The sequence below is a fragment of the Burkholderia sp. Ax-1719 genome (genome assembly GCF_011753055.1).
In the GTDB taxonomy this organism is placed as follows: domain Bacteria; phylum Pseudomonadota; class Gammaproteobacteria; order Burkholderiales; family Burkholderiaceae; genus Paraburkholderia.
In genome coordinates this window covers 580,284-594,671 of sequence record NZ_VWWJ01000001.1, presented here as the reverse complement: position 1 = coordinate 594,671, position 14,388 = coordinate 580,284, and the positions used below count along the sequence as shown (strand labels likewise).

Sequence of the window (14,388 nt, the reverse complement as noted above, 5' to 3'; positions counted from 1 at the left end):
CGGACATCAGGGGCGCGGCATTAGCCGGCGTAGTCGCCGGCATTCCAGGTGCGTTCAAAACGGCGCCCCCTCACCTTTGGTCTCGGGCCATTCGATGCGCCGGCCCGTCGGCTGGGCCACGATGACCAGCTTCGTGTAGAGATTCACCGACGCGTAGAGACCCAGGAAGCGGTTGAGCATGCTGCCGAAGAGCTCAAGGTCACCATCGCCGGCAAAGCGCCCGGCATCGAGCGTCACGATAATTTCGACGCCACGCATCAGGCCGCCCTTCACGAGCTTGCTGAGCGGCCGGTGCCGTACGTCGGTGATGGCCTCGATGCGCCTGCGGTTCAGCTCGCCCTCTGTCCAGTCATAGAGCGCGAGCGAGCCGCGCAGAATTTCCGCGTCGAGCAGCGACAGGTAATTCGGCGCGAGATGAGACAGTACACGCCACTGGTACCGCTCACGGGTGGGCGGATAGACCGGCAGCGTGGGCGCCGTCAGGTTACGCACCGCACCGATGTTGGTGAACCCGCCGCGCATGCGCGTGATGCCTGATTCACGCAGGGCCTTGCGCGGCAGCATGCCGTTCGTTCCCGTCACCGACAACGTGAGTGTTTCGGTAGGCAACGTGTTTGCCTGCTCCCACGCGTGGCCGCCCAGCACGAGCCACGTGTCGAACCGTCCGGACGGCCCGCGGCGCATATGGGTGTGGTAGTAGCGCTCGGGCATGTCATGCCGCAGCATGCCGCCCCGATGCTTGAACGCGGCGAACGGCACATATTCGAAGCGACGACCGCGCTCGAAATATTCCACACCGTCGACCGAATAGATGTCGATGAGCGAACCGTGTTCGGCGCGCGCCCGCACGCGATATTCGGTCTCGTGCTGCGTGACCGTCACGGGATCGGCGCCGATCGGAAAAAGGTTGATGACCGGCGTGCAGTAGAGGCGGATGTTCTCCGCGGTGAAGCGCTTGTCGTCCGGATAAGGCCGCTCGAGCACGACCTCGACGTCCACGGAGGTAGCCGATGCGGGGATCGCCTGGATGTCGAGTCCTAACACGTCGATGAACATGAACTTTTCAGGGAACGTGAAGTACTCGAGCAAAAGCTGGTAGCCGCCGAACGCGTTGTCGGCTTTCGGCCAGAGACGCTCTTCGGTGGCAAATCCCGCGGGCGCCAGACGCAGTCCGGGCATGGCGACCGGCGTGCCTGGCCGGTCCTCGGGCCAGCCGGGCACACGCACCTGCATCGCCACCGGCTTAGCCGTGAGCGCAGCATAGAGAGACAGCGCGACCGGCCGGTCTGCGTTGAGGTACAGGCGCAGACGCGGGACCTGAAGCCGGCTGCGCTCGGCCTGGGTCTGGATGTCCAGATGCAGGCGGATGACCGAGCGACCATCCTCGCGCGCATAGACACCCGCTTCGCTCAGCGCCAGCGGATACATGTCGACCGCTTGCGTCGTGCGATACACGCACTCGATCACCGCATCCTCCGTTCCGGAACCGGAGCCGACCGGGCCAGAGGTCGCTTCCAGCCCAGCTTCGAGCGTCTCATGCTTCTGCAGGGCGCCCGCCTCGGGGATGAGTTCGAGGATGGCGAGCGACGGGATCATGCGCAGATAGTGCGGCCACAACATGCTCACCAGCCCTTTCGTCAATTCGGGTAGTTCGTCATCGAGCTTGTGTCGCAGGCGCCCCATCAGGAAGGCAAAGCCCTCGAAGAGGCGCTCGATGTGCGGATCACGCTCGCCCACGCGGTCGAGGTCAAGCTCGCGCGCGCGGTCGGGGAACGCCCGGGCGAATTCTTTCCCGCCTTCGCGCAGGTAGCGCATTTCCGCCTCGAAATAGCGCAGGATTTCGTTATCGCGGGTTGGGTCGGTCATGGTCGGGGCATCTCAGGGCTTATCGTTTTCGCGCGCGCGAGTTGGCGCGTCTTCATTGGGGGACCATGCCTGTGGGAAGCGACACAGCCGCATGCTTTGCGGCGGCAATGGCCGCTTTGGGCAGCGGCGGCGGCCCAGCGGCCGTGGACTGTCTTGCGACAGCAGGATTGCTGCGATCAACAAAGATGCGCGAGGGCATCACGAAACCCCGAAGGGCAAGTAGTTCCATCGGCCCCTGCCCCACATCCGTGTGAATCAGATAACGCAACGGATGCGTCACTTCCGCAGGCGCGGATGCGATCGGCTCGCGTGCCACCTGCGCGGCGAGATCGGTGATCCCGTCCGCCCTGTTCACACCCGACTTCTGATCGACGTTTTCCGGCTTCGCCTGCCACGTCAACTGATACGTCGCACTGTCCACTGGCTCGACCCTTGCACGTTCGAGCAAACGCACGAGCGCCCAGCGTCCGGGGAATTCGAAGCCTTTGTTCGTGCCCGCCGTATCCGTCTGCCATTCGAGTCGAGTGCCGGCTTTCTGCGGCTCTCCGGATGGCCACGTCATCGTGCTCCAGGATTCCACCTGGTTGTAGTAGTGCAGCGTCTGCCCATCAAGCGTGAACAGCGTGTCGGTGACACCGGGCGTCGGCACCGGTTTGAGTCCGAACACGAACTGCGGCTCGCCCTGCGCAAGCATGTGCCCGGCGATCTGCTGGAGGGTATTGATCGCCTTCAGGAATGTTGGATCGAATGCGCGCGCCGTGCTGGCTGCGCCGCTGCCGGCGCCCGCGCCACCGGAGGCAGGCACCCACTGATCCCCCTGCAACTGCAACGCCCCGGCAAGCTGTGTGGAAAGAAACGTGTCGATCAACCCGCTCTGCGGGCGCAGGAAGCGCGCGAGTTCGGGCAATGAGGCATCGTTGGTTGTGTCGGCGAACGGATAGCGCCCCGCAAACGAACGACTCCACGCAGCGACGATAGTTTGGCGCCACGCATCGTTCAGGCTCGCTTCGGCGGGCGCGAGCGCAGTGCGGGTCGCTTGCGTAACCGGCTCGACGAAGAGCGAATTACCCATGCCGGCCCACTGCTCGCCAAGGCTCGCCGCGATGAGCTGCGCATAACCGAGGGTATCGGATAGATCCGAGCCCTTTCCTTGGTAGAGCGCCTGCGCGACCTGCCGTGCCTGGTCGTCGGAATCGGGGCTATCGCTGATCTGCTGGAGTTTCAGACGCAGTGTCGTCACGCGCTCCGTAAAGCGCTCGATACTCAGGTCGCTAGCCGAAGACGTGGGAGTGCCGTTGCCCTGGGCAACCAGCTTGAGCACCGGACCAAAGGAAGCGGCCAGTGGGCCCGCCGGATCGGCCTGTGCCGGTTGCTGGGTGTCGTCCTTCTTGCCGAAGAAGTTCTGCGCCTTCGTGACCAGCGCGTCGGAAAGCGAAGCCTGCTGCGCGCCGGCAGCACCCTGGAACGCGAGCGACTTCATCAGCGCAATGAGCGGGGACTGACGGGCATCGGCAATGAGCTTCAGTTGCCCGACGGCGGCCGGCAGCGTGGACGCGGCCGCGCACCGGATACTGTTCATGAAGTCCTGCCAGTGCTCCGCATAATCGGAGAAGTAATGGGCGCGCAGGGCGGCGCGCAATGCTTCCGGCGTCATGGACGTGCCCGCCTGCGAACTGCCAGAGTTACCGAGTACCCAGTTGCCTTCGACGCCATTGTGTTTCGCTGCGTCGTCGATTGCGGCCTCGATGGAGCCTTCCCAGGCTTGACGCGTAAAGACGCCGGTCACGGTCGACGAGGTCGAAAACAGTCCGCGCGTATCCGTGCCTGCGGTCAGCGATGCGAGGGTCTGGTCGGGATACTTGTGGCCTGTGGAATCGAGAATGCTTTGGTAGATCGTGTCTTCGGAGTTCTTGACGCCGATGATCGCAAGCAGCGTCTGGCGCGCGTTGCCTATGAGATCTTCGCGCGGCTGGATGTTCCAGTCGGGGTGAGCGGGAAAATGCTGCGCCCAGAAGCCCAGCAGTTGTGCGGACAGGTCGAGTTTTTCTCCAGGACGCAGGCCGGTATCCAGACTCCAGTGTTGTCCGAGCTGGGGTGCCATGAATGCGGGATCGGCTCGCTTCGGATCGGCCATCATGAGATAGGTCTTGAGCGCCTGCTGGCCGTCCTGTGCCACCTGGCTGCTTTGGGTATCGGCTTGCGCCGTCGACATCTGGCCGAGATCGACGAGCTGGCCTTCGATGTCCTGCTGGACGGGGGAGATGAGCAGTGGCTTTGCGGCGCGAGCGTATGGTTTCCACAGGGCTTCTAGTATGGCGCGGTCGTGGTTCAGGCCGAAGCGGGTGAGCAGCGGTGTGTGCTCCTGCACGCGGGCTTCGTGCAGAGCGATTCGCTGCTGGAGGCCGAGCAGCGCGCGCAGACGACCCGGTGTGTCGCTCGCGTGAACAAGCGCCTGCAGGGATTCTTTGGTCAGCATGGCCTCGTGTGCGTTGTTCATGCCCGAGACGAGCATGCCGGCACTCCAGAGGCCGACGAGGACCAGGGCGATCGTCGAGAACACCGTAATCGGGTGGGACCAGGTGCGACGGCCGGACGTATGCGTCGAGGCTTCTGCAAGATGGCGCCACAGCGGCAGACGGCTACCGTTCGACGAGCCCGATGCGTTGGCAACAGCCAGCGACGCAAAGAAGACGCCAGCGACCGGCAACGGGCGACGCTGCCAGTCGGAAAGGCCCGTGATCCAGCGCGCGAGCGGCGCACTGCGGACATCGAGCCGTGTGGACAGATCCGATGCGTAACTGTCGTTACCATTGGCCGACAGCTGATACACGCTGCGATCAGCGAGCCGGTCGCGCAGTTCGAGCAGCGAGGTTTCAATGGCCGTTGCATTCAGCGGACGCGCAAATTCGCACCCGGTCACGGGCGTGTCAAACCGATGGAGAGCATCGGTACCGTCGACATCAAGAACGTACACCGGCGCCGACCAGTGCAGCAGTTCGGCAATGCGTGCAAGGCGCCCCCCCCACGGATTGTTCTCACCCGCAAGGTCGAGCAACGGCGTCCGGTCGTCGAGCACGAGCGCAATCGCATCGAACGACCGCACTCGTCGCAACGAGCGGATCTGGCGCAGCCACAGCTCGTCAGGCTTGCCGTTTGCATCCAGACCACCCCAGAGCAAAACGACGTCATCGGTGATAACGAAGCCCTTCTGGGCCAGATCTGGTATCAACGTGGACACAACCGCGGCGTCACCTGCGACCAGCACCCACGGCTGGATGTAGGCCCAGAGAAACCAGCGCTTCCGCTTTAGCGCTAACTTCAGCTCGTTCGCCCAGGTAACGACCACCCCTGCGCGGTTGGTTGCAGCATCAGCCGCGGGGTCCGTCTTCCCTGGCGGTTCCGCCCCCTGGTCCTTCGATGCCTGCTGTACGGTGCACTGCTTCGGCTTGCGTCGTTGAAAAACATAGCCCAGCCCTGCAAGGACGAAGATCCCGGCGAAAATGAGCATGGTCTTGAACCGGATGATCCAGGCGAGAATATCCTTGGTATCAACGGTATAAAGCAATACGCCTACGATAATTGCCGCAACCGCAGCGGCCATGAGAAGACGACCCAGGATATATTTTTTCTCGTTGTTCAAACCGTCGTTTCCTTTTCGGGCAAGGGCGAGATCATGCACAGGCAAAGAGGTTCGGAAGCTTCCTCATGCCAGGCGACCAGTTGCGGTCCGGCGCCACGCGCCGCTTCCATCGCAATGGCGAGCGCAATCCAACCGCTGACGGGCCCAGGCAATCCCAACGATTTGTCAAGCAGCCGCTCAACCGCTGAATCCTTCGGATCGCTCGTCAGCGCAGAACGAATAGCAGTCGATTCGCCTTCTTCGCAGCGCGTGAACCACGCAAGTGCTACACGATCAGGCGGTACCTGATAATCCTTGATCTGGACGAGCCCGGCTTCCAGTTTGTCGCGCGCTTACCTGTGGCCGGAAGATCGAACCTACGCTCGAAGCACCCGGATCGATGAGAAAGGCGGCGGCTCCTTCGCTGAACACATGCTCCTGTTCCTCGTCCGTCCAGAGTTGGACAGCAATTACAATCCGCGTCGCTGGATCGACCAGGTCCACCTGTCGGGTTATCCACTCGGCACAGCCTTTCGCCGATGGTGTTTCAACGTGAAATGTTGTCCGTGGGACCACGCGAGCAAAGACGCGCATCGCCTGTTGTATCCAGATATCGGAAAGACCTGGCGACGCGTCATTGAGCATGAGTGTGATAACGACTTCCCTATTCGTTCGGAGTGCTCCAGCGAAGTGTCTCGCGATCAAGTGCAACAGCCGCCTACGGCGAAACGCAGTCGCCCGCCCTTCCACCCAGCCAAATGTAACGGCGCGATTGCTGAGAGTCGGCAGGTCGGCTTTCGCATTGGCGAGCTCGCCTACTTCATCCGTAGCACCAGGAAATGCTACAGAATCGACGACTGGCAAATGACGGCGAGTCCATTCGCACCACATTTCTCTAAGCCGATTTTGTTCATTTTCGGATTCCTCAGCATCAGTTTGCTCGTCTTCCCACTGGTCCAGTTTCCAACCAAACGTCAGGGCGCAGGCAATCAGCGGAGCACCAATTAGTGTGGACCAGAACTGGAACGTCTGTGTTGGCTTACCGTGCGGCCATAGCAGCAACACCGCGCCTGCGACTCCTGCGGCTACAAGAGCGAGCGTCGGGAGCCACAGGCGCGAGAAGATCGGTTTTGGGTACTCGATCTTGGGGAAAAGTGGAATGGGCCAGGACATCAGAGAAGATTGCCTCGGATACTTTCGTGCACGATTCTATGAGGTTGCCTTTTGACTACCGACGGGATTTGTGAGGATCCAGATTTGGCGGTGTCATCGCACTATTTATTGAGAAAAATTTGACAGATCATCCAACCGTTTTTTCATTGATGAAAGGAGACAGGCTCTATCTGCTCCGCATTGATTGCGCTTTTTTAGCCATGCCTTCTGTTCGAGCTTGAGCGAGCGGGAGTCGTTGCCAGCCGCACGATTTTGAGAGAGAGCAAGCTTATATGCTTGCGATACGCTTCTATCAAAAGCTGACAATTCAACTGAATTGCATATCTCGCTTTCGGTTTTTGCATCAGATTTTGAACAGTCAAAAGATGGACTATATTTTTGATTATCATGAATCCTATACAAAACAAGAATTGTTTCGTCCCGCCATTTCAATAGCATTCGATCAGTGCTGGCGAGAGATAGCCACGAGCCTCGCACTCCTTCATCTAATCCAAGGTCTTCATTCCACAATTTTTCATTGCAGTAAACCAGCATACCTTCCGCACTTGTGCTTTTTCCAAGGTCAAGACGGTAGGCTGTTGCCGTGGCATTCCCCCCCATGCTCTTGGTTACCAATTCTTGAAGCCGCATGGGGACTTCCTTAACGCTCGGCGTCGCACACTCGGAGTCATCGGGGGTATCATTGGTAATCGCATTTGTCGTGAACGTAAAAAACCGTCCAACTAGCCGTGGATCGTTCCATGCGTAGAATGGAGTGCGCGGCGATTCGGTATTAATGTGAACCTCAGCGACCTGCCACTTGCCCTTGATAGCTTCTTGAAATTCATTGGAGAAGGATGAAATTGAAAACGTTAGTAAAGAAAAAATAGAAAGAAAATATCTCATCCTAACGATCCTTAGAAGTCACCTTGACGAAATTCATTCTCATTCATTGTGGCGGGAGCGTTTTCCCGTTGAATTCGTACCTGCTGTTCATATAGAGGTTTACTTCGTCCGATCGCCTATTTGTGAGGCCTTCCATCGCGACACCTCCGGACGTATTTCCCTCTCTGATCTTCGCCATCGCACTATCCACGCGTCCATTGTTGATGAAGTTGGTTACGCTTTGCCATCTTCCAGCAGGATTGTAAGCAAAGCTAACAAGTGCATCGAACTGATTTTGACTCAGAGGAATCTTGATCGCTTTGCGCACCATATTTTCATACGGCGGAACTGTATGGTGAAGCAACTGCGCTTGTTGGTCATTGCTCAAATTAACGAGATTGTGGTTCGTAGTAGCAAATGTACGCGCGGTAGCTCCTTGTAGCCCCGCACCGTTGGAAATCGCTTGAGCTGTTGCGTCAGGAAGCCCAATGGATTTCATGTCGGAAGCGATCGAACTCGCCGATCTCTCTTTCATGTCGTATCCCGCACCTAACGTAACGCCACTAGCACCACCTGGCCAATGAAGGTGATTGGTCGTACCTGCCAGTGATTCGTGGGCAAATATAAAATATATTCCATCGTCAGAAATGGAACTCACGCCGGCGCTTCGATAAAAATTGGCAATCATGGCCACAGGGTGAATATGATTCACCACGGGACTCGACGGGAGCCCGTCGACTTTGCCCTTGACGGAATCCCACCACTGGAGCTTTTTAATCCGCTCCAGTTCACTTTTCCAGTTCTCGGCCGCGTTACGCATTAGCGGCGTAAGCGCCTCCCAGCGGCTTGTGCCACCGCCCCATTCGCTCTCGTATTTGAGGATGACGTGCCCCAGCTCGCCTGCCAACCAGCGGCGTGCTAGTGCCTGTCGTAACTTGACGGCAGTGACAATCACACTGCCCTCCTTACCCAGGTCGTCCTTCGTTCCGTTAGCTCCAGGCAAACGACTTACGGTTTGCTCAAGATTGGACAAAAGAGCGCTATTACCGACGGCCGCAGTTGAGGGGGCAAACGCCTTCTGTTCTTTGAGATTTGCCGATCCGGTGACTGATAGGTTTCGCTTGAAAGCGTCCGCGAGTTTGATAGTCGTCGCATCTACGATTTCAAAACCTGGCCACGCCCACGGACTCTCCCAAAGCGTGTTCGGTTGATTCCCGCTACCGTCGGATTGCTTCCCGCCGCAAATCCAACCCGTGCCCGTCTGTCCCGAACCTGTACCAATCTCAAGACGCCACCAGGTTACCCCCTTGTCGTCAACCGCGACGTTTCCGTCTCCGAGAGAATCCAGCTCCGCACGCGGATATGCTACGAGATCAGAGTTGACCGATGCGCTCGCTTGCGCCAATTGCAGCGGAAACGAATTCCACGCAGATAGTCCGTTCGGAGAATCAAGTCGACTCAACCCCGAACGTGCAATCCAGACGGGGTCTTGGTATTTCTGCGCGTGGCCTGATGGACCCGAGATCCATGGTTGGACGTGGACCCACGGCCCGGTCTTCGGGCTGGTGGGAGTAAGCGTTAGCCTCGCAAGCTGCACCCCATCACCAAGTTTGACGTTAGCGTCAGCCGGCTTTGGGAGAAGTTTCGCACCTTCCTGAATAACGAAGATCGTCTTGTCAGTCTGTGGTAACTGAGCAGCCCGTGTTCGGCTCTTCTCGAGGAATGTCTTTAGGGTCTCGTCGGCGAAGACCTCCAGATGCAACAATTGCCGACTCGGGACCGGCGGCAGGGGCGTCGAAGTCTCGTAGTCTATATATTCTCCAATCTGCCCCAGCAATGTTCCAGCACTTACATGGATGGGTTGATCGGAAGAGGGAATGACCACGGAGCCGACACCCGCCGGTTCCTTCACGGCCTGCTGATCGTGCAGATAGATCCACCCCCAGTCGCCCTCGGACCGCAGTGGTGTTTCCATCTCCTTGACTGGATCGGGAACGGCGTCCTTCTTCGATGTATCCTTTGGCCGAAGGCCATCCGGAACGACCCAGGGCGCTTGTGGGCCGTCCTCCCAGCCGAAATACTCCCCGCTCCCGGCGGCGATCATGTGACCTTCGGCAATCGCCGTAATATGGCCCCACGGCCCACGCTTTTCGCCGATGGTAACCTCACTACCTTCTGGCAGGAAAGCAACGTGCTGCCCGGCGCTGTACGTATTCTCTTTCTTGCCCTTTGTTGGCTCGCTCCACACAAAAGCTCCAGGAGCGCCGCCGTCACCACTTTGCCGGTCCTTCGCACCAATTCGAAAAGCGTCAACGCCAGGCCACCAACCTGGCCGTGCAAGCGTACCGTCGGCAAGGTAGGTACACCAGTCCGCCATGTGCATATATAGGCTGAAGAACGTCAACGTCTCATCGGCGGGTTGGGCAGCAGTACTTCCCGGTGCTGGAGGCATCGTCATCTTGTGCCGGATCAGCACAAACCCTGTCGAATACAGCGCCCAGTGGCGCGTCTGGGTAAAGTGCAGATGAGGGTATGCGTCATCGATCCTGAACGCGACGATATCGCCGTCGGCAATCGCGCGTGCCCCTTTGGACTGGTCTACGCGTGACGCAGAGCCCGCACCGAAATGAACTCCACCGTGCGGAAAACCATTTACACCGAGCGGAAAGAAGCCATCGCTCATGGCACCCAGCGCGCCATAGAAGACCTGCGGATCGGTGACTTCCCTACCGTCCTTTGCGGGAAACGGATAACGCCACGTCAGTGACGAGGCAGTCTGTGCGCTCACTGGAGCGCTCTGTGGCGTCGCTGGCTGGCTTTGAGGAGAGGCCATTTGCAGATTGAATGTGATTAGCCGGAAAACCTGGAGCCGTGCCCAGTCAGGTCAGGGAGGTCATTTGCCGTGGGCAACGTCGGAGAATTTTCCGTCGACGCTGCGCCCTTCTTCTGGATCGTGATGACCTTGAAGAACAGGTCCGCCGGGCCACCGAGTGTGATAATGCCGTCCTTGATCTGGATGAATGCGCCACCGCACTCAAGAACTAATTCGTTCTTTGCGCTGATGCGCACCGTGCCATTGACACTCGACACAGACATATCCTGATCCGCGAACAGCGACATCGCATCGCTCTGAGACTGGATCTCAACAGGACCCTTCGCGAAGATCTTGATACCGAGCTTTTGGGCAAACAGCGAGATCTTCTCGCCTGCCGCGACCGTGAACTGCTTGAGCACGCTCCAGTCAACGTTCTTCCCGGCAACGCCGGTTATGGTGTCCTTCGCTGCGAACTGCACACCGTGCCCCGAGACAAGTGCTGCGGAAGCCGGAGTACTTATCAGGAGGCCGGGTTCCTTCAGGCCGTCGAGATCGCTCTTGACCTGCTGCTGCGCATCGGTATCGGCAGGTTCAGCCTTCGCGCTGGTGGCTGATACTGCGAGTTCTTTCGCAATCGCCAGCGCGCTTTCGAGCTCCGCGATAGTCTCCTGCATGTCGAGTTGCTTACCCGTAGCACCGGGCCGGTCGTAGGTTGTGAGATGCAGGCCATTACCCGCACGGTTCACCCCATAACCGGACGTGCGTAACTCAAAGCCCTCGCCCCTATACTCAAGCTTCTGGTTCACCAGATAGCCGAGATTCATTTGCGACTTGCCAGAGTGTTCGGTGCTAAGTTTGATGCCCTCCTGCCCCTCCCAATCCTCCATACGCAGTTTGTTGTTACTCTGCGTTCGGATCATGTTGCGCGAGAGCCAGCGCCGGTCGCTCGTCACCAGATCGCGGGCCTGCGAATGGTGATGGAAGCCACTGATTTCGGGCTTATCGGGATCGCCATCCCGGAAGGTAATTTTGGCTTCGTCGTTATCCAGCGCGACGAAGTGCATGCCAGTCTGCAACTTCCCGGCAAACGGCTTCGCCAACCGCATAGGCACACTCTCGCCGCCCTTCGGCCAGTCGCCGAAATCAGCATCGAGTCGGACTACGTAATAACCTGCGGCGTTTAAAAAACCATAGGTATATTTATCCGGGCTGCACACGCGTGCGCTAAGCGTGCCGGCGATTTTGGCCCACTTCCCAGGTTCAAGCTGCAAACGGAAGCGTCGGTCGGCAGGGATTGCCTTGTAGGTGTTCGAATACGCCTTGTCACGGGCACCGCTGTGCGCAATCTCAGTGATCACCTGCCCCTGCGGCGCATCGGGCAACGCGATGTCGGTTTCGAGCACTCGCGCGCACTGCAATGCGACGACGTTGCTCTCTCCTTCGTAGATCACCTGACGGGCAAGCGCCGCTTCGTGGCGCAGCTGCGCCTCCCATTTCGCGCCCTGCTGGTCCAGATGCCCGGTGCCGTAGATATACGGTTGCCCGTAAGTGGTGGGATCCTGTGGCGCGACGTTCGCCTGGTCCCTGTATCGCTCCCACGCGGCTTCCGGGTTGTAGTCGGCCACCAGGATCGACTGCGGTACGATCTCGGTGTGGGTCTTCAGCGTCGTGACCGCCTCCACGCCACCTGCTTCAAGGCCAGACGCTCCCCGGTACGGGACGATCAACCGCGGGTCATAAACATAATGATCGATATCGTCGCCAAAGACAATCTGGTCTCCGTATTCAGTCTCGACGATATAGCAATAGATGCCGCTCTTCTCCATGAGCATATGCACATAGTTGAAGTCCGACATCTGGTATTGAAAACGCCACAGCACCTTCGGATAGTCAGCACGCAGCCGAAACAGCATCTGGTGCTCACGGATGCCATGCGCGCGCAGGATCTTCTGGATGATCTGCGGAATAGTGAGATGCTGGAAGACCTGGGTGTTGGTTCCAGCCTGCAAACGGGCGAAGTGCGACTTCAGGACCACCTGGTATTTGGTGTAGTCCTTCGTGGTCTGCACGGTCGAAAAGCGCTCGATAAAGCCCGAAAACGCCCTCGTCACACCATCATCAGAAACAATTCTGAATACCGCATCTCGATTAAGAAATTCGGTGCGAGCAAGCTGCTGCGGATGCGTCAGTTCGATGGTGGCCACGTTCGGCTCGCCCATCTTTTCGACGGCAAAGAACGACACAACCGACAGCGCCGCAGCGCTTTCCGTACCCGGCACATCGAGAAAGTATGCCTGCCGACCTGTCGCACCCGTTATGCTGGCTACGAAATGTCTTGTTTCGTCATACAGGTTTTCCATTATCCATTCCCCACTTGGTTAGCAGCGCTTTTTACCTGCGCTTCGATCCAGCGCGGATATAGATGCATGGAAACTTAATTGCGCTCGCAACGGCTATTTAGGGGAAGTACATTAAGCCGCTTCGAACTGCGAGTAAAGCGATGCAGATTCCGCCTTACGATATTTTTGTTTCCGGTCATAACCTTGCCATTCTTGATGCTCGAATATTATTTTGAGACGCGCGTCATGATAAATATCGCTGGCCAAACATAGCTGGGAAAGATAAGACACGAAACCATGAACGCAGGCGCCCAGAGCAATACCCCGCGAGACATTCAGGCCACGAATCCCGCCGTGTTCGTCCACGAACATATGCGCCTCGACACGCTGCACATCGATCACGACCTTGCTACCCTAGACCGAATGCTCGGCGTCCAGATCGACGCCATCCTGCATCACCCCGCATTCCAGACGCTCGAATCGGGATGGCGCGGGTTGCAGTTTCTGGTGGACCGGACGGACTTTCGCAGCCGGGTGCAGATCGAGGTTCTTGACGTTTCGAAGGAAACGTTGCGCCGGGACTTCGAGGATGCGCCCGATCTGACGCAGAGCGGCCTATTCATCCAGACCTACACGCAGGAATACGACACGCCAGGGGCCTATCCCTTTGCTGCAATCATCGCGAACTACGCGTTCGATGCCAGTGCGCCGGACATCGCGCTGCTGCGCAGCCTCTCCAAGGTCTCTGCTGCGGCGCATATGCCCTTTATCGGCGCGGTTGCGCCGGCGTTCTTTGGACGGGCGTCGATGGAGGAAGTGGCAGGAATGCGCGACCTGCCCGGTTATTTCGAGCGTGCAACGTATCTCAAATGGAAGGCGTTCCGGGAAACGGAGGACGCGCGCTATGTCGGACTGACGATGCCACGGTTCCTCGCACGCCTGCCGTACGGACCTGACACCCTCCCCGTACAGGCGTTCAACTACATCGAGGACGTTCGGGGTGGCGGAAGTGGTGCCTTCGTGTGGGCGAACGCGGCATTTGCGTTTGCCGTGAACCTGGTGAGAAGTTTCGTTCGCAACGGATGGTGTCTGCACATCCGGGGCCCGAGAGCCGGCGGCCTGATTCCAGATCTACCGGTTCATCTCTACGATCTTGATACGGGCGCTCTGGGCAAGATCGCGACCGACGCACTGATTCTAGAAACCCGTGAATTCGAATTCGCCGGGCTCGGGTTGATCGCGCTTTCATACACCAGCAATCACGATTACGCCTGCTTTTACTCCGCGCATTCTACGCAGCAGCCCGCAGTCTTCGACACGCCGGATGCTTCAGCCAACAGCCGTATTAATGCACGCCTACCGTACATTTTCCTGCTCTCGCGTATAGCGCACTACCTGAAGCTCATCCAGCGCGAGAACATCGGTACGACGAAAGACCGGCGTCTGCTTGAACTCGAACTGAACAACTGGATCAAGGACCTCGTCACGGAAATGAAGGACGCAGGCGATGAACTACAGGCGTCCCATCCCTTGCGCGAGGCCCGTGTCGAAGTATACGACATCGAAGACAATCCCGGATTTTTTCGCATCGCGCTCTACATTGTTCCGCACTTCCAGATCGAGGGCATGGATGTGAGCCTGTCGCTCATGTCGCAAATGCCCAAGGCCCAAGATCGGGACCTGCCCGCCTCCCTTACCTGAATCCCTATCAA

8 protein-coding genes are annotated in these 14,388 nt (G+C 58.5%); 1 reads left to right on the top strand and 7 read right to left on the bottom strand.

The window, feature by feature from the left end; all coding sequences use genetic code 11:
- Positions 1-54 precede the first annotated feature (54 nt).
- The 7 genes from tssF to F3J17_RS35980 form a co-directional block, all read right to left on the bottom strand.
- Positions 55-1,866, bottom strand: coding sequence for a type VI secretion system baseplate subunit TssF (tssF, locus tag F3J17_RS02550; protein ID WP_167053462.1), 1,812 nt, complete (start codon positions 1,864-1,866; stop codon positions 55-57).
- Positions 1,867-1,918: 52 nt separating this feature from the next.
- Entirely contained in the window at positions 1,919-5,506 is a 3,588-nt protein-coding gene (locus F3J17_RS02545; RefSeq protein ID WP_345891118.1) for an ImcF-related family protein, read from the bottom strand.
- Positions 5,507-5,779: 273 nt separating this feature from the next.
- Entirely contained in the window at positions 5,780-6,658 is an 879-nt protein-coding gene (locus tag F3J17_RS02540; protein WP_167053460.1) for a hypothetical protein, read from the bottom strand.
- Positions 6,659-6,763: 105 nt separating this feature from the next.
- Positions 6,764-7,543: a lysozyme inhibitor LprI family protein gene (locus F3J17_RS02535; protein WP_167053458.1), complete on the bottom strand. Its 780-nt coding sequence runs from the start codon at positions 7,541-7,543 to the stop codon at positions 6,764-6,766.
- Positions 7,544-7,586: 43 nt separating this feature from the next.
- The gene (locus F3J17_RS02530; RefSeq protein ID WP_345891117.1) at positions 7,587-10,310 is read right to left on the bottom strand and encodes a glycoside hydrolase family protein; all 2,724 of its coding nucleotides are present in this window, start codon (positions 10,308-10,310) and stop codon (positions 7,587-7,589) included.
- A 62-nt stretch (positions 10,311-10,372) separates the two neighbouring features.
- A complete protein-coding gene (gene vgrG, locus F3J17_RS02525) occupies positions 10,373-12,697 on the bottom strand; it encodes a type VI secretion system Vgr family protein (protein WP_167053454.1) in 2,325 nt (774 codons plus the stop codon).
- Positions 12,698-12,808: 111 nt separating this feature from the next.
- Positions 12,809-13,048 carry a hypothetical protein gene (locus F3J17_RS35980; protein WP_205194648.1) on the bottom strand — a complete coding sequence of 80 codons (240 nt, stop codon included), beginning with the start codon at positions 13,046-13,048 and terminating at the stop codon, positions 12,809-12,811.
- On the opposite strand from F3J17_RS35980, the gene tssC reads away from it, so the two are divergent.
- Complete coding sequence (gene tssC, locus F3J17_RS02520) at positions 13,049-14,377, top strand: type VI secretion system contractile sheath large subunit (RefSeq protein WP_240160790.1); 1,329 nt, start codon at positions 13,049-13,051, stop codon at positions 14,375-14,377.
- Positions 14,378-14,388: the final 11 nt, after the last annotated feature.

Bases quoted from the DNA above. Each gene is read 5' to 3' on its own strand.
- tssF (WP_167053462.1), bottom strand. From the start codon at position 1,866: ATGACCGACCCAACCCGCGATAACGAAATCCTGCGCTATTTCGAGGCG.
- F3J17_RS02540 (WP_167053460.1), bottom strand. From the start codon at position 6,658: ATGTCCTGGCCCATTCCACTTTTCCCCAAGATCGAGTACCCAAAACCG.
- F3J17_RS02535 (WP_167053458.1), bottom strand. From the start codon at position 7,543: ATGAGATATTTTCTTTCTATTTTTTCTTTACTAACGTTTTCAATTTCA.
- vgrG (WP_167053454.1), bottom strand. From the start codon at position 12,697: ATGGAAAACCTGTATGACGAAACAAGACATTTCGTAGCCAGCATAACG.
- F3J17_RS35980 (WP_205194648.1), bottom strand. From the start codon at position 13,048: ATGTTCGTGGACGAACACGGCGGGATTCGTGGCCTGAATGTCTCGCGG.
- tssC (WP_240160790.1), top strand. From the start codon at position 13,049: ATGCGCCTCGACACGCTGCACATCGATCACGACCTTGCTACCCTAGAC.